Source organism: Psychrobacillus psychrodurans (assembly GCF_050209195.1).
GTDB classification, from domain to species: Bacteria; Bacillota; Bacilli; order Bacillales_A; family Planococcaceae; genus Psychrobacillus; species Psychrobacillus psychrodurans.
In genome coordinates, this window is the sequence record NZ_CP189791.1 from 1,096,900 (window position 1) to 1,113,770 (window position 16,871).

Consider the following 16,871-nt stretch of genomic DNA (forward strand, 5'->3'; position numbering starts at 1 on the left):
AAGCGCAAGTAACTAATATAGTAAAGCAAGTAAAATCCTTAGAAACGCAAGTAATCAACATGACACCGCAAGTAACATGTGAAAGTTTAGGTTTTGATGTCTCTCTCTATTTAACCTTTTCGATTATCGTTATTATAATATTTATTCTGCTCAATCTTATAGCTACTCTCTAATTGAATGGAGTAACTGCGTTAGGTGAAGAACCCGCAGCGAAGACATTGGTCAAACTTTGTTTGGGCAATGTCTTTGCAACGAGTAACCGCAGGAGCATATATTTTCCAGCGAGGAGACTTAGGCAACGCCCGCGGAATGCGTCAACCTGAAACAAAATCACAGCCTATAATTATTTTACATATAACCTAAAAGAAAACTTCGCCCGAAAGGAGATTGAAAATATTGTCGCTACGAATAGTTAGTGGCCGATCAGGCTATGGAAAAACAACCTTTATCCACCAAGAAATAATCACAGAACTACAAAGAGCTCCTATAGGAGACCCAATATTCTACATAGTTCCCGACCAAATGTCATTTTCCAGTGAGTATGACCTTGCAGCAGAATCGGGACTTCCAGGACTAATTCGAGCACAGGTAACTACATTTAAACGATTAGCGTGGCGTGTTCTTCAAGAAACAGGTGGAATTGCCAAAGAAGAAATAAGTGGCTTTGGTTATCGTATGCTTATTCGGAGTCTGCTTGAAAATCACAAAGACGAATTTACGCTATTTAAGCGAGCAGCAACAAAAAGAGGATTCACCGATCAAATCGAAGTATTACTTAAAGAGTTTAGTAGATACTGCATGGATTACTCTACCATGGCAAATGCCCTAAACAATCTAGAAAATGTTAACGCCCCAAAAACGCTTATAGATAAATCCTCCGATATAATGCTAATGCTTGAAAAGATGGAGCAAAAACTAGGAGTTAGCTATATTGACGGGGAAGGTTACTTAACATTATTAGCAACCAAAATAAAAGACTCTACACTCCTTGCAAAAACAGATATATACATCGATGGTTTCACTTCATTTACAACAAGAGAATTAGAGATTATCGCGGAATTAATGAAACAGGTAAAGCGTATTACAATTGCTCTACCAATGGAATCATTGCAGGATGCTGTAGATGAACAATCGCTATTCTATCAACCAGCAAATACATGTGCTAGGTTATTAGAAATAGCACAAACCGAACAAGTTGAAATCGAAGAAGCAGTGCATCTGCATGAACAGAAACGCTTTATGTCAAAAGAAATTGCTCATATTGAGGCAAATCTGGATCAGCTTCCTCCCTTGCAAACAAATTCAGAAGGGAATATTCGAATAACAGAAGCTGCCAATCGTCGTGCGGAAATGCATGCAGTAGCAAGGCAAATACGAGAATTGATGCAACAAAAAAGTGTTCGTTATAACGAAATGGCTATTTTGCATAGAGATGCAGATACGTATGAAGGGTTGATCGAGACTATTTTCCCACAGTACGATATTCCAGTTTTCATTAGTAAAAAGAAACCGATGTTACATCATCCACTAATCGAACTTAGCCGGACCATTTTAGAAATTATTCGAACAGACTGGAAGTATGAACCAGTGTTTCGCGCAGTGAAGACTGATTTGTTTTTTCCGTTAGATGCCCCTAAAAAAACGTGGAGAGAGCGTGCGGATCGTTTAGAAAATTTTGTACTGGCATTCGGAATCTATGGAGATAGATGGTGGGATGAAAGACGTTGGGTTTATAAAAAATATCGTGGTTTAGAATTTTATTCCAAAGTGCAAACCGATGAAGAAAAAAGTATTCAAGCAGATATCCATACAATAAGAGATTTGATCGTTGAACCAATCAAAGCTCTGTCCGATCAGTTGAAACAAAGTAAAACAGGAAAAGATTATGCAATAGCTATCTATACATTTATAGAAGCACTAAACGTATATGAAAAACTGCAAAGCTTGAAGCAAACTGAAGAGGAAAACGGCCAATTACTCCTCGCTTCCGAACATGAGCAAGTATGGAATGAGTGGGTAAATGTAGTCGACCAATTTGTATTGATGTTTGGCGAGAAGGAAATGTCCTTGGAAGAAGTAGCCAAAATTTTAGATGAGGGTTATGATCAGCTTGATTTTTCTAGCATTCCACCTACTATTGATCAAGTGATTGTTGGTAATGTTGATATCATTCGTCTAACGAATATAAAAGCGGCATTTGTACTAGGAGTTAATGATGGAGCTTATCCAAAGCGGATGGATCATGAAGGGATACTAACTGATACAGAGCGTGAATGGTTCATGCAAATTGGATTTGAACTTGCACCAACGTCGAAAGTGCGCTTGATGGATGAAAATTATTTAATCTATAAAGCATTTGTAACAGCTTCACATTTCTTATACGTATCTTATCCAATGGCAGACAACGAAGGGAAAGCACTATTACCTTCCATGTATATTAAAAAGCTACATCAAATGGTAAGTGATTTGCCTGTTGAAGTAGCTGTAGTCGATCCGAGCGATATGCTAACAGATAAATTAGATCTGACTTCTATTAGTCACCCACGTCCTACTTTACCTTATGTTATTACGCAGCTTCGAAGTGCTCTAGAAACAGGGGAATTACCCGAAGTGTGGCAGTCGGTTTATCAGTATTATTTAATGGATCCTTATTGGTCGAAACTAGTAAAAAGAATTACAAAGCCCTTAATACATGGCAATAAAACAGAGAAATTAAATGAAGAGATGACTGAAGCCCTATATGGGGAAACGATTATTTCCAGTGTATCTCGTGTAGAAAAATATTATAGCTGCCCGTTTGCACACTACGCATCTTATGGCCTGAAGCTAGAAGAACGTGCAGAATATAGATTAGAAGCACCACAAATGGGAGACTTATTCCATGCGGCGTTAAAATGGATTGCGGATGAAACAAAGCGTGTAGATTTACAGTGGTCTCAGTTAACTCGACCACAATGCTACCAACTTGCTAGACAAGCAGTCGATTATATTGTGCCAGTCTTTGTACACCAATTATTATTAAGTACAAATCGATATCGATATATTCAACGAAAATTGGAGCAAATCGTTGCCAATACATTGATTGCCTTAAGCCAACATTCTAAAGGGTCCAGCTTTGTTCCAATTGCTATAGAAGCTGGTTTCGGTCCTGGTGAGGCGCTCCCTGCTTTGGAAATTCCACTGAAGCGTAATCGTAAAATGCAATTGCGTGGTCGAATCGACCGAGTGGATGCAGCTAATATTAACGGCAATATGTTTGTACGGATTGTCGATTATAAATCATCTAAAAAAGGGATTGATTTGAACGAGGTTTATCATGGTATTTCTCTTCAAATGTTAACTTATTTAGATGTTGCTGTTGAAAATGCGGATATATGGCTACATGAGGATGCTGATCCAGCAGGAGTCTTATATGTGCATATGCATAATCCATTTATTCAGTCCCAAAAAGAAATGGAAGATGCAGAATTAGAGGATGCGATTTATAAATCATACAAAATGAATGGTCTACTACTTGATGATCCAGAAGTAATTATGGAAATGGACGAGCAGATTTCAGGATTTTCGAAAGTGATTCCAGTACGTATGAACAAAGACGGAAACTTGTCGAAATCATCTTCCAAGGTAGTTGAGCCAGAGCAAATGAGATTGCTACAGTCCTTTGTTCGTAAAAAGCATGAGCAAGCAGGGAATGGCATGAATGCCGGGGATACTCGCGTTCTACCTTATCGAATAAAAGATAAAATGCCTTGTAACTATTGCTCTTATCGTAGTGTTTGCCAATTCGATCCCGGGGATCCAGCTCAACAAGTACGTGTATTGAAAGTGGAGCAACCAGAAATAGTAGCAGAAAAAATACGAGAGGAGATGGGTTCAAATGAACATTCCTAATATGCCAGCAGAGCTAACATGGACAGCTGCACAATGGAAGGCAATTTGGGCTACGGGTTCAGATGTGCTCGTTTCCGCAGCTGCAGGATCTGGAAAAACAGCTGTCCTCATCGACCGCCTCATTCAAAAGGTTATTGCGAAAGAACAACCTATCAATGTTGACGAGTTATTAGTTGTTACATTTACCAATGCTTCCGCTGCAGAAATGCGTCACCGAATGGCAGAGGCGCTTGAAAAGGCAATAGCAAACGATCCAACATCAAATCATTTACGAAAACAACTAAGTTTGTTAAATAAAGCACAAATTTCTACGCTGCATTCATTTTGTTTAAACATTGTACGGCAATATGCATATATGCTAACGATAGATCCAGGTTTCCGTATTGCAAATGAAACAGAAGCAGCAATCATGCGTGACGATATGTTAGCAGAAGTATTAGAAGAAGCTTATCATGTTGACAATCCGGAGGCGATGTACCGATTGTCTGATAGTTTCACCTCCGATCGTGACGATCAATCAATTGAAGTGATGATTGAAAAACTATATTCCTATTCGCGCGTTCATCCAGAGCCCCAAAAATGGTTGTTGGCAATTCCAGAAGCTTATAATCTGCCAGTAGATATGTCTATAGACGAACTATCGTTTATGGGTCCGTTGAAGCTTGCAATCATCCATCATTTAGAAGAAGCGATCGCTGTAACCGAGGAGATTCGTAGACTTGCAAATGAACCAAATGGCCCGGCACCTCTTGCAGAAACTGCTATGATCGATCAGCAAATGATTCAAGAGGCAGTAGATTTGATGAAGAATAGCTCGTGGCAAAGTGTTTTTCATTACTTCCAAGGCATTAAATGGGGAAGAGCAGCAGCCATAAAAAAAGATTCCTGTGATGAAGGAATGAAAAATCAAGCGACAGACAAACGGACTAAAGTGAAGAAAATTATTAATGACTTAAAGGATAATTATTTTACACGAACTCCAGAACGGCTCTTGGAGGAAATGCGTTTAATGGCACCTCAGCTACAAAAACTAGTAGAACTGACTATAGTTTATGGAGAAAGGTATACTGCAGCTAAAAATGAAAAGGGTCTCGTCGACTTTTCAGATTTGGAGCATTTTGCATTAGATATTCTATCCGAGCAGGATGAAAATGGTGAACTTATACCATCAGATATTGCGAAGGAATATAAGTCTCGTTTTAAAGAAGTACTTGTAGATGAATATCAGGATACTAATCTACTACAAGAAACCATTTTACAGTTTGTGAAAAGTGGCGATGAAAATACAGGGAATATGTTCATGGTAGGCGACGTGAAGCAGTCCATATATCGATTCCGTTTAGCAGAACCAATGCTATTTTTAGGGAAATATCTTGCATTCAATGATCTTCCGATTAATTCAGGCATCAAAATAGATTTAAATGCTAACTTCCGCAGTAGAAAGGAAGTGTTACATGCAACCAACTATATTTTCAGTCAAATTATGGGTGAGTCAGTAGGAGAAATTGTGTATGATGAAGCAGCATCGTTAAAGCCAGGAGCACCCTATGAAGAAACTGAAACACCTGTTGAGCTTGCTCTATTATATGAAGTAGAAGATGGCAGTGCAGAACCGTTAGAGGAAGAGGAAGAAACGATAGAAGCAATTGCTGAAGAAGAGTTAAAAAAATCGCAAGCCGAAGCACGTTATATTATTTCAAAAATAAACGAGATGATTCACTCTAAACAAACTGTCTATGATCCATGGAAAAAAGCTCATCGTCCCGTCGAGTACAGTGACATCGTTATATTGATGCGCTCGATGACTTGGTCAGGAGAGGTTACAGAGCAATTTAAAGAAGCTGGTATTCCTTTGTACGCCGAACTTTCGAAGGGATATTTTGAAGCAATTGAAGTTCTTATAATGCTTCATACGCTTCGTGCAATAGATAATCCCTATCAGGATATATCACTTGCATCCGTTCTCAGGTCGCCATTTGTAGGACTAACAGAGTCAGAGCTCGCACTTATCCGTTTATCTGCTCCAAAAGAGCCTTTCTACGATGCATTAAAAACTTTTGTATCTACCGGAGGGCCGGGACTGTCTGCAGATACTGCTGAGAAACTACAAAGGTTCTTACTTCAATATGAGGATTGGCGCGATTTAAGTAGAAGAGGTTCACTTGCGGATTTAATATGGCAAATATACTTGGATACACATTACTACGAAATAGTAGGTGCTATGCCAAATGGTAAACAAAGACAAGCAAACCTTCGTATTCTTCATGACCGTGCAATCGATTATGAGAAAACTTCCTTCCGAGGACTGTTCCGTTTTTTACGTTTTATCGATCGTATGCGTAAAAGAGGGGATGATTTAGGTGCTGCACGAGCTATTGGTGAAAAGGAGAATGTTGTTCGTTTAATGACTATCCACTCATCCAAAGGTTTAGAATTTCCAGTTGTTTTTTTAGCTGGAATGGGTAGACCTTTTAACCAAATGGATTTTAATGAGTCCTACTTGTTTGACCAATCGTTTGGTCTTGCTGTTAAAGCAATTGATCCGGAAAAGCGTATTTCATTTACTTCATTGCCATTTTTATCTATGAAAGAAAAAAAGCAGATGGAGTTGAAGGCGGAGGAAATGCGGGTTTTATATGTGGCCATGACGCGTGCAAAAGAGCATTTATACCTCATTGGATCTATAAAAGATTTAGCAAAAACATTGGCAAAATGGCAAGATGCCCAAAACGTATTAAGTGATGAAATGCTGCCGGACTATATGCGTGCAAAAGCAAAAGGGTATTTAGATTGGATTGGTCCAGCCTTATCAAGACATACAAATTTCCGCCAGTTATCGGATGTAAATGAAGCGAATATAGTGGATAGTGAATCGAATTGGAGAATTGTCGCTAAATGTGTAAATGATTTAAAGCATATTGTACAAGTGGAAGAAAAAGAGGCTGTTAAATTGGACCAGTTGATTGATCCAACACAAAATATATATTTAAAGAAGATTCAGGAACGTTTTGATACAACATACTTGCATGAAATAACTACTCATAAACGATCAAAGCAAACGGTAAGTGAGATGAAAAGAATACAGCAACTTATGGACCAATCAGATGATGACTATTTTCAAATGTCTAGTCCTACTAGTCTGAAAAAGATTGCGAAGCGTCCATTTTTCCTTCAGCAAGAAGCAAAATTGACAGGGGCAGAAGCAGGTACTGCGGTACATGCTTTTATGCAAAACGTTGATCTTCACGAAGAAAAAAATGAGGAGCAGGTTCTGCTATTTGCAGAAAGACTGGCTGAAAGGGAAATTTTAACGAAAGCTGAACAAGCTGCGATTAATCCAAACAAAATGGTACCTTTCTTCAGCTCAGAAATAGCAAAACGTTTACGAAATGCAAAAGAAGTGATGAGAGAATTTCCTTTTACGTATGCACTAGAGGATAATGATGGCGACAAACAAATTATCCAAGGAGTCGTCGATTGCTTATTTTTAGAGGATGATGGGCGTTGGGTTTTATTGGATTATAAAACGGATAAAGTTAAACATTTAGTTAATAACGAGTCTTTATTACAGCAAGAAATGCAAAAACGTTATCAACTTCAATTGTCACTTTATACACAGGCAATTGAAGCAATTTTACAAGTAGAGATTAAAGAGAAAGTATTATACTTGTTTGACATAAATAGAACAGTGTCATTTTAGGGGGAAAAAGCTTGCTAATCAAACCAACAGGAGTAAATGAGCGCATCATCTCGATAGATGTAATGAGAGGGTTCGCCTTACTAGGGATATTTGTCGTGAATATGCTATTTTTTCATACTCCATATATTTATATAAATCCATATACTTGGTATCAAAACCCAAGTGATTATGAGACATTTAAAATGATTGACATTTTTGTACAAGGAAGTGTATATCCACTATTCTCCATGTTATTTGGATATGGTTTGGCAATGCAGTATATGAAGTCTGAAGCAAATGGGAGTCCATTTTCCAAATTTGCAGTACGACGATTGTCTGTTTTACTAATAATTGGATGTATTCATGCATTTCTTATATGGGCAGGAGACATCTTGATAACCTATGCATTAGCGGGATTTGTTTTAATACTCATCATTAGATTAAAGCCAATTTGGTTGCTTCTCATAAGTATTTTCTTATTCTTAATACCAAATGGTTTACTAAATGGTTTAGTCTACTTGGGCTCTCTAATAGAGCTAGATGCCATGGTTATTTATACTGGAATACAGGAAATTGAAGCATCTATTGTTGCATACGGGCAAGGATCATGGGGTGATATTTTCTCTCAACGATTAGCTGATTGGTTATATATGAGTGGAAATGGTCTAATCATCATAAGCATGCTGTTTACAATCGTTCCATTTCTTCTATTAGGTGCAGCAGCAGCAAAGTGGAAGCTTATTGAGAGGGCAAGAGAGTTAAAGTTGTTTTGGATTATTACGGTGTTAGTAACTTTAATAGCAGGTACAGCTATCAAATGGCTTCCTTACTTAACTGAAGCGAACTTGTTCACTATGAGCGTTCAAGATACTTTTGGAGGACCACTACAAGCAATTGCATACGCAGGCGTAATTGCCATGGTTTGTTCCATTCCAATCGGTGCAAAAATACTATCTCCAATTTCGAAGGCTGGTAGGATGTCCATGACAATATATTTAATGCAATCGATTATTGCAACGACTATTTTTTATTCCTATGGATTCGGGTTATACGGAAAAATCGATATAAGTACTGGTACATGGATGGCGGTAGGCATTTTCGCGTTACAAATAGTGTTTGCAGAATTTTGGTTTATGAAATTTAAGCAAGGTCCTGTAGAGTTATTGTGGAGAAAACTGACTTATTCAAATAGTTTATCTAAAATAGGTGAAAAAGAAACTAATTTGTAATAGACTAATTGATAGATTCAAAACTATTAAAGGAGTGTCCAAAAGATGAAACTGTTATCCTACCGTTTACATGACAAAATTTACTTCGGACCTAAAGTCAAAAAAGAAGAGGCAGTATGGGATGTTTTACAAATTCAAGAGACGCTCCAAGTATTACCCCAATTTCCTACTACAATCGTAGAAGGTGTTCATTTAGGGATGGATTTTGTCGAACAAATTCGTAAATTAGTAGAAGCAGCATTGAAGGCAGAGAATCCAAATGATTTTAAACGCTCTTTCGCTGAAATCGAATGGCTGTCACCAATTCCGCGTACTCCCAAAAATATTATGGCTGTAGGTAAAAACTATGCTGATCATGCGAAAGAAATGGGTGGCGTTGCAAGTAGTTTTGTTGTCTTTACGAAGTCTCCAACTTCCATTGCAGCAGATGAACAAACTCTTTCACTACATGCAGATGTAACAAACTCCTACGATTACGAAGGAGAGCTAGCAATCGTTATTGGTAAACAAGGAAAAAATATTCCGGAAAAGTTAGCTTATGATTATATTTTTGGATACACAATTGCCAATGATTTAACTGCGCGTGACTTACAAACGAAGCATCAGCAATACTTCTTAGGCAAAAGTCTTGAAGGGTCTTGCCCTATGGGACCATACTTAGTAACAAAGGATGAGTTACCAAATCCACAGGAACTTGCAGTTGTCACAAAAGTAAATGATGAAATTCGTCAAAACGGAAAAACATCTGACATGTTATTTTCGGTTGAACGAATTATTGCTGAAATTTCAAAGTCAGTTATCCTAGAACCAGGAGATGTTATATTAACAGGAACTCCTGCAGGTGTAGGGAAAGGGTTTAATCCACCACGCTTCCTAAAGTCAGGAGATATAGTCAAAATTTCTATTGAAGGAATAGGTACATTAGTGAACAAATTCGATTAACATGGTACACTAAATAGGATAGTAGTAAACTACAAGTATAATTGAGGTGGAAAAAATGGATTTCTTAGCATCAACACATTTACACATTACCACTTGGGTAGTCGCACTAATCCTATTTTTTGTAGCATTAGCGATTGCAAAACCGAAAGTAGTTCACATGATTTTACGTTTGTTCTACATCCTAATTATCATTACTGGAGTTGCTTTGTTCATCAAAGGTATGGACTTCGGTGAAGGAATGCTTTACGGATTAAAATTCCTAGCAGGCATATTGATAATTGGTATGATGGAAATGACTTTAGTGAAAAAGGCAAAAGGAAAACCGTTTACAACTTTCTTAGTGTTAATGTTTGTTTTCTTCTTTATCGTACTTTTCCTTGGTTTCAAATTACCAATGGGTATCAACTTCTTAGCTTAAGTTTTGGGAAGCTTTCACATAGTGGAAGCTTCTTTTCAATTTATCGATATTATGCTATTTTGATAGGTAAGAAGAGAGGAGGAGTGGCAAGTGGGAATAACATTGCTAATATTACTCATTGTTCTTATGATTGCATTTGTAGGCGCATCATTTGTCATTGCCAATCTACAAAAAAACAAATCAGATTCTCAAGTTGAACTCCAATCACATATCCTTCAAGAATTCCATAAAACACAAAAGCCACCGAAATGATCGGTGGTTTTTGTTATGCCAAAAGAATAGTGGTGTTATGAGCTATATGTTAGATGTTATGGGATATTTCGTTACACTTTTGGGCTGAAGGGGAGAATCTAAGGGCTATACCGAAGTTTATAAGCTTCTATTGACGATTTATGTGCTATTTGTAAACATTTAAGAGCAATTTTAATCTCGTATAAAGCAAGTAACCTTCTAAATAGTAGATTTATGATTACTTTGCAACCTGTCACAGTTTGGACTAAATATTATAGATATTTATTGCTTTAATTGCGAAACGATAGCGATTAAAACATTGCTTTGTTAAAATAATATGTATATGCGTCAAAGGAGGATTTACCTTGAAGTTAACAAAATGGATTATAACTGGATTGCTGATGAGTAGTCTATGCTTAACTACATCTCAAGTGAGTAATGCAGAAACGAATAACTCTATACATAACGAAAGTATTTACGATCTATATGTAGATCGATACTTCAATAAATTAGGAACAAACGATTATAATGTCAATCCCAAAGATCCAAATGCATTCGCTGGTGGGGATTTTCTTGGTGTTATGGAAAAAATGGCGCACATTAAAGATATGGGATTCACTACTATCTCCATAGGTCCAGTTTTTGCAACAGAATCTTATGATGGAAAGCGAATTTTAAATTTCGATGAATTAGAAAAACAATTCGGGACACCAGAAGAATTTAACGAGCTATTAGACAAGTCGCACGAACAAGATTTAAAGATTATGGTTGAATTTCCTCTAAATAATTATAGTGAGAACCATATTTGGGCTACTGATAACAAGAAAAGTAATTGGATACTATCAAAAGAAAATGGTCAAATGCATCTTGACTTGACTAATCCTAAAGTACAACAGGCTCTTACTGAGACAATTGTAAATTTTGCAGAAGCCTACAAAATTGATGGTATTAAATTGTCTGAGCTAGATGGTGCACCAACTTCTTTTATAAATGATTTAATTGCGGCAGTAAAAGAAATTCGCGATCCAATGTATGTCATTGCTCTCGAGGAGTCAGAAGCTAATTTTGACTTAGAGTATTCGGAAAAGCTAATGCTAGGTTTCCGGGATACTTTCAAAAATACAGATCGACCTTCAGAAACTATTTCTTTAGCTAATGAAAATAATCTATTAATGGTGGATCATTTGTTGGCTGAAAGAATTACGTATCATAGTGCCTTGGAGAATATGTTCCCACCTACTCGTATTAAAATGGCAATCGGCACTATTCTTACCTTACCAGGTGTACCTTATATGACATACGGAACGGAAATAGCGATGAATGGTCAAAATGCACAAGATAGCCATCAAATCATGAATTTCCGTGTAGATGAAGAGCTAATTGAATATTTAAAAGACATGGCATCCATTCGTACAAAATCAGAAACGATGCGAACTGGTAAAATGAAACTATTAGAAAATAAAGATGGGTATGCTGTGTACAAACGATATTCTGATAAAGAAACATTTATCGTTGTCATCAATAACACTAGTGAGACAAAAAGAATTGACATTTCGAGTGAGGAAATAGGCGAAGATAAAGAACTACGTGGGTTATTTGAGTCGGATACAGTTCGTTCTTCCGATGATGGTTCCTATCGTTTAGTACTGGATAGAGAAATAGCCGAAGTGTATCAAGTTAAAGAAGATAAAGGTCTAAATAGCGCCTACATCGCAGCAATGATCATCGCTTACTTATTGTTTATGTTATTTCTGATTATAGTTTGGAAAAAAGGAAAGCAAAGAAGAATGGATGAAGAGAATAAATAGTTGCAAAAAAACTGTCCCCCATACAAAATAAGGTGGACAGTTTTTTTAGATTATGCAGAAAGAATAGAAAAATGTTCCGTGAACTAGCAGCGCTATGATTTCTGCTTCAGGCGGATTCTTCCCGAATTAAAATGTTTTACTTTGTTATTGACGTACAATTGGCATTGAACAGCATCGGAATGATCCGCCTGATTTAATGATTTCCGAGAAATCAACCTCAATTACTTGATATCCGTGCTTTCTAAGCTGATGATTGACGTCAGAATTTAATGGTAAACTAAGTACTCGATTATTCCCGATAGACAATACATTCGTCCCCATTGAGAACTGCTCACTTTCACTCACCTCGATTAAATTATACATACTGGACAAATTGTCGACGATTTCCGGATCGATTGCATCAGGAAAAATCAAGGCATCTTTGGAAGAAAGGATATTGAACACACAGTCAAGATGTAAATATTTTGGGTTAAAAGGAATAGAGAAAATTTCAAATTCTGGTAATTCTTCTTGTAAATCTTGTATGGCTTTCTTACTTGTCCGATGGCTAATTCCAACAAATACACGGTGGCCGTCAACGATTACATCGCCACCTTCGATGGAATGTGTGGATAGTTTTTTATAAGAGATATCATGTTCATTCATCCACTCTGCTAATACCTTTTCTTCGCCTTGGCGAATCGGATTTGCCATTTCGGAGATAAACAAGCAATTACCTAAAGTAAAACCAATATCCCTAGTAAAAACTTGTTCCGGGTGATCTTTACTTGGTGGTAGTTTAATCACTTCCACACCAGCATTTCGTAAAGTTTGTTCAAATAACTGATGCTGTGAAATCGCAAGTGAACGATCAATACTGCTATTTATATATTTTTTTTGAACGTCATTAATCACTTCTTTAATTTCCATGTACTGAGGTTCACATAGGATGACTTTTTGAAGTTCACCATATTCACTTTGACATTGTATTTGAGATTGATCTTTGAATATTTTTACCATTAGGCTACCTCCACTTTCTTGGTTTATTCCTTTTCTATTCCCTTGATTTTTCATTTCATAACCTATTTGTGAAATTTATTTTCATTTGAACAATGTTGTTTCAGAAAATTTAACATGGGGTAAAGGCTAGGTATAGAATATCTAGATATCGATAGTGGAGGAGATTGTATGATTACAAAGGAACAAGCTTTATTGACAAAAGAAGATTTTCATACTAGAAAAGACTTACCGAGTTGGCTCTATAAAGAATACGAAACTTTTCATAACACGGTAACGGATAAAACGTTTCCATGTTTTTTTGGAATGAGTGGTGAGTTGAAAGGTGAACTCCGTTACGCTTTTATCAATCAAGACGACTGGAGTAATTTACCTTCTGCGGTAGAAGGATTTCTAGATTTATTTAAATTACCAAACTACAAGAGACACGGCCTTTTTGTATTTGTAGAACCTTTTGAGTCAGAAGGTTCTATCGAAGATTACCGAAAGCAATTTTGGGATATCCTTCAATACTTACATGAAGTCGATGAAGTAGAATGGCCAGAAGACAGTCCTCGTGACCCTGATCACTATTTGTGGGATTTCCGATTCAACGGAGAGCCGATTTTTGTATTTGGAAATGCTCCAGCATATAAGAAGCGAAAGACACGTCATCTAGGAAATGCGATGGTTCTTGGATTTCAACCACGGAAAATATTTGAAGGATTAGAAGGTACTGAAAAAGGTGGTATTATGTCACGTGAAAAAGTTCGTAAACGTGTAGAAGCATGGGATCAGCTACCTAAGCATCCAGATATCGGCCATTTCGGCGACCCTACGCATAACGAATGGAAGCAATCCTTTATTGGTGATGATATTGTGCCGATTCAAGGCAAATGTCCATTCCGCCATAAATCACAAGTTTAAAAAACTATTCTATGCTTTCATATAGCATTATTTGTGGAAAAAACATGAGGATATAGGTATATAGCTTAAGTTAGTATTATAGATAATACCATTCTGTCATAACCGCTGATGAATGGGAGCAACAGATGGCAATCGGAATTGTCCTACTAGACCGCCCAAGGTTATTGAAAATAGAGTGGCGGGTAGTGATAAAAATCATTACCCGCCTTTATATATTTCTTGGAAATTATGCAGTAAAGCACTACTGGAATTATTACTCGGAACTCATACTAATTTTTAGCGAACGAGCAATACATATATTCTTATCCTTTACCAGGGAAATGATGAAGAGGAGGTGGTACTAACCAGCCCTTACTTTTGTTTAAGCGAAGTATTTTGGCGCCAATCTGTACTTTAGCAGTATGGAACTGGCCATAGAGCATAGCGATATCTTCACGTATACTTTCACCCATGACTTTACTACAAGCTACTAACCCAGCTGCTGAATCTTTAGCCAATGCTGCGCCAATTTCTGGATCATTAAATCTTGCTCCAACCGGAATATCTTCAAGACGAGCATCTGGTCGAGCAGGAGGAGCAGGTGGTAACCCAACAGCATTTACCTTAAGTATTTTCTCAATTTGTTTATTTTCTTCTTCCATTGATTTAACGCACTCTTCAATTAACCCTTTCAACTCGTCATCACCAGCATGATTATAAAAGGTCTGGTATGCAGCAATTAGCCCGTTATTCATTACTAAATTTGTCCAAATAGCAAATACTTCACCATAATGCAGAGGTTCTTCCTTAGGATTTCCACTTAAGATACCCATTATTTCACTCCTTGGTTTCATTTTCACAGATATTATCCATGTAAATGGTAGTATGTGGAGCTTATGAGAAAGTATTCATTCAATAAAAAAAGAGGATCTACATAATATAGACCTCAATTTATAAATAAACATATGCGCTTTCGCATTCTTATGATAATTTATTTAAAAAGAATAAACCCATTGTTCCGGGACCGACATGTGCTCCTACAGTTGAACCAATGGAATGTATTTCAATACTCTTCGGATGAAATCTATCCACGATCATTTGTTTTAAATCTAGAGCTGTAGGTTCATCATCACTATGGCAAAGGGCGATTGACTGTTCACTAATCGTATCACCACGTTCGTCCATCATATCAATCATTCGCTTCAAGACTTTTTTGCGACCGCGAATTTTTTCAAGAGGTACTAGCTTGCCATCCTCCACATGAAGAAGAGGCTTAATATTAAGTAATCCACCAACAAATGCACTTGCTTTAGAAACTCTCCCACCTCGTGCTAGGTAATCTAAATCTTCTACTGTGAATAAATGCTCCATATGCTCTGCATGGAAACGTACTTTTTCAATAATTTGAGCATTGTCCATTCCTGCATCACGTAATTTAACTGCTTCTTTTAATACTAAACCATATCCGAGTGATGCACATTGTGAATCGATAATCGTTAGTTTCAGATCTGGGTACGTTTCTAATAATTGTTCGCGCATCATCATAGCCGTACTATAGGTTCCGGATAGAGCCGACGAAAAGGCTATATATAATCCTTCTTCTCCAGATTTAGCAAGATCCTCAAATAGTCGTAAAAATAATTCTGGTGAAACTTGTGAAGTTTTTGGATGCTTTCCTGCCCGTATTGCTGCGTAAACTTCAGATGAATCAATACCAATAATGTCTTCATACTCATCTTCATCAATATGAACTCTAAGTGGAGCTAATAGAACGTTGTTATCTTCAAAAAATTCTCTTGGTAAATCTGTAGCACTATCAGCAAATATTCTCATTTCTCATCCTCCTGTATCTCTATTATTTAGTTAAGTTTAATCTTTCTATTAATAATTCCGCAATACCATCTTCGTTATTTGATAAAGTAACTTCGTTAGCAATATTCTTAAGAGGACTTATAGCATTTCCCATTGCTACCCCAACACCAGCATACTCAATCATTTCTAAATCATTATCTTCATCACCAAATGCAATAATACGTTCTTGTGGAATATTCAAAAACTCGGATACATGTGATAATCCAACGGCTTTATTTAAACCATGCTTTACAATCTCAATGACATCCCATGGGGCACCCCAACGACGATGGTCAATTACTTCCGCATGTACATCTCTTAAATGCTGACGAACTAAATCGACTGAATCTTCTTCGGCATGGATTAGTAAACTAGTAGGGTCAGTTTTCAAAAGAGACTTTAAGTCTCCAGTTGTAACCTGTGGATTTCCTAATGAAAATGCAGAAAGTATCTTTTCATCGTGATAATGTAAATACACATCATCAAGTACCTCAGCTAGCATGTTTTTGATGGAATAACTTTCTACAGCCTCTACTACTTGTTTTACAACTTTTAAATCAATCGGAGTATGTAAAGTTTTCCATGAAGAATTTCTAGGATGATGAACAAATGCTCCATTAAAGTTTACAATTGGTGTAGTTAAACCAAGTTCTTTATAATACATTTCACTGGATCTATATGGTCTACCAGTGGCAATCATAACTTCATGTCCCTCATTTTTTGCCTGTTGAAGTATGTTTTTAGTTTTTGCTGAAATTACTTTTTCATCGGTCAATAAAGTTCCATCTAAATCTAACACGATTAAATGCTGTTTCATAAAAAAACTCCCTTCTATCTTATGTTAAAGTGTATCGTTTTCAACGAATAACGTCAAAATGTAAAATCAGCCTCTTTGTACTCTCTAGATTACTTTGGTAGAATAATAATAGAAGAAAGGTGGG

12 protein-coding genes are annotated in these 16,871 nt (G+C 36.9%); 8 read left to right on the forward strand and 4 right to left on the reverse strand.

Annotated features, from left to right (window positions below):
- Positions 1–396 precede the first annotated feature (396 nt).
- The 7 genes from addB to ACQCPR_RS05095 all read left to right on the forward strand — a co-directional run bounded on the left by addB (position 397) and on the right by ACQCPR_RS05095 (position 12,198).
- Entirely contained in the window at positions 397–3,891 is a 3,495-nt protein-coding gene (addB, locus tag ACQCPR_RS05065) for a helicase-exonuclease AddAB subunit AddB (RefSeq protein WP_427138393.1), read from the forward strand.
- Complete coding sequence (gene addA / locus ACQCPR_RS05070) at positions 3,878–7,591, forward strand: helicase-exonuclease AddAB subunit AddA (RefSeq protein ID WP_427138394.1); 3,714 nt, start codon at positions 3,878–3,880, stop codon at positions 7,589–7,591. Before addB ends, addA begins: the two co-directional genes overlap by 14 nt.
- Before the next feature lie 11 nt (positions 7,592–7,602).
- Complete coding sequence (locus ACQCPR_RS05075; protein WP_427138395.1) at positions 7,603–8,799, forward strand: DUF418 domain-containing protein; 1,197 nt, start codon at positions 7,603–7,605, stop codon at positions 8,797–8,799.
- A 45-nt stretch (positions 8,800–8,844) separates the two neighbouring features.
- A complete protein-coding gene (locus ACQCPR_RS05080; protein WP_427138396.1) occupies positions 8,845–9,741 on the forward strand; it encodes a fumarylacetoacetate hydrolase family protein in 897 nt (298 codons plus the stop codon).
- 55 nt (positions 9,742–9,796) lie between these two features.
- Positions 9,797–10,159 (forward strand): YisL family protein, encoded by a 363-nt coding sequence (locus tag ACQCPR_RS05085; RefSeq protein ID WP_427138397.1) that lies wholly within the window; start codon positions 9,797–9,799, stop codon positions 10,157–10,159.
- A 90-nt stretch (positions 10,160–10,249) separates the two neighbouring features.
- A complete protein-coding gene (locus tag ACQCPR_RS05090) occupies positions 10,250–10,411 on the forward strand; it encodes a hypothetical protein (protein ID WP_269920459.1) in 162 nt (53 codons plus the stop codon).
- A 344-nt stretch (positions 10,412–10,755) separates the two neighbouring features.
- On the forward strand, positions 10,756–12,198 hold the full coding sequence (locus ACQCPR_RS05095; protein ID WP_427138398.1) for an alpha-amylase family glycosyl hydrolase: 1,443 nt from the start codon (positions 10,756–10,758) through the stop codon (positions 12,196–12,198).
- Positions 12,199–12,342: 144 nt separating this feature from the next.
- On the opposite strand, the gene ACQCPR_RS05100 is transcribed toward ACQCPR_RS05095, so the two are convergent.
- Positions 12,343–13,197, reverse strand: a complete 855-nt coding sequence (locus ACQCPR_RS05100) for a dimethylarginine dimethylaminohydrolase family protein (protein ID WP_427138399.1) — start codon at positions 13,195–13,197, stop codon at positions 12,343–12,345.
- 168 nt (positions 13,198–13,365) lie between these two features.
- Here ACQCPR_RS05100 and ACQCPR_RS05105 point away from each other — a divergent pair, with 168 nt between their 5' ends.
- Positions 13,366–14,100, forward strand: coding sequence for a YqcI/YcgG family protein (locus tag ACQCPR_RS05105; protein ID WP_427138400.1), 735 nt, complete (start codon positions 13,366–13,368; stop codon positions 14,098–14,100).
- Between the two features lie 302 nt (positions 14,101–14,402).
- On the opposite strand, the gene ACQCPR_RS05110 is transcribed toward ACQCPR_RS05105, so the two are convergent.
- The 3 genes from ACQCPR_RS05110 to ACQCPR_RS05120 form a co-directional block, all read right to left on the reverse strand.
- The gene (locus tag ACQCPR_RS05110) at positions 14,403–14,912 is read right to left on the reverse strand and encodes a DUF3231 family protein (RefSeq protein ID WP_090563247.1); all 510 of its coding nucleotides are present in this window, start codon (positions 14,910–14,912) and stop codon (positions 14,403–14,405) included.
- Between the two features lie 148 nt (positions 14,913–15,060).
- Positions 15,061–15,912, reverse strand: coding sequence for a DegV family protein (locus ACQCPR_RS05115; protein ID WP_427138401.1), 852 nt, complete (start codon positions 15,910–15,912; stop codon positions 15,061–15,063).
- 22 nt (positions 15,913–15,934) lie between these two features.
- A complete protein-coding gene (locus ACQCPR_RS05120; RefSeq protein ID WP_090563245.1) occupies positions 15,935–16,747 on the reverse strand; it encodes a Cof-type HAD-IIB family hydrolase in 813 nt (270 codons plus the stop codon).
- Between the last annotated feature and the right edge of the window lie 124 nt (positions 16,748–16,871).

Coding starts and splice junctions, on each gene's coding strand:
- addA (WP_427138394.1), top strand. CDS start 3,878: ATGAACATTCCTAATATGCCAGCAGAGCTAACATGGACAGCTGCACAA.
- ACQCPR_RS05080 (WP_427138396.1), top strand. CDS start 8,845: ATGAAACTGTTATCCTACCGTTTACATGACAAAATTTACTTCGGACCT.
- ACQCPR_RS05085 (WP_427138397.1), top strand. CDS start 9,797: ATGGATTTCTTAGCATCAACACATTTACACATTACCACTTGGGTAGTC.
- ACQCPR_RS05100 (WP_427138399.1), bottom strand. CDS start 13,197: ATGGTAAAAATATTCAAAGATCAATCTCAAATACAATGTCAAAGTGAA.
- ACQCPR_RS05105 (WP_427138400.1), top strand. CDS start 13,366: ATGATTACAAAGGAACAAGCTTTATTGACAAAAGAAGATTTTCATACT.
- ACQCPR_RS05110 (WP_090563247.1), bottom strand. CDS start 14,912: ATGGGTATCTTAAGTGGAAATCCTAAGGAAGAACCTCTGCATTATGGT.
- ACQCPR_RS05115 (WP_427138401.1), bottom strand. CDS start 15,912: ATGAGAATATTTGCTGATAGTGCTACAGATTTACCAAGAGAATTTTTT.
- ACQCPR_RS05120 (WP_090563245.1), bottom strand. CDS start 16,747: ATGAAACAGCATTTAATCGTGTTAGATTTAGATGGAACTTTATTGACC.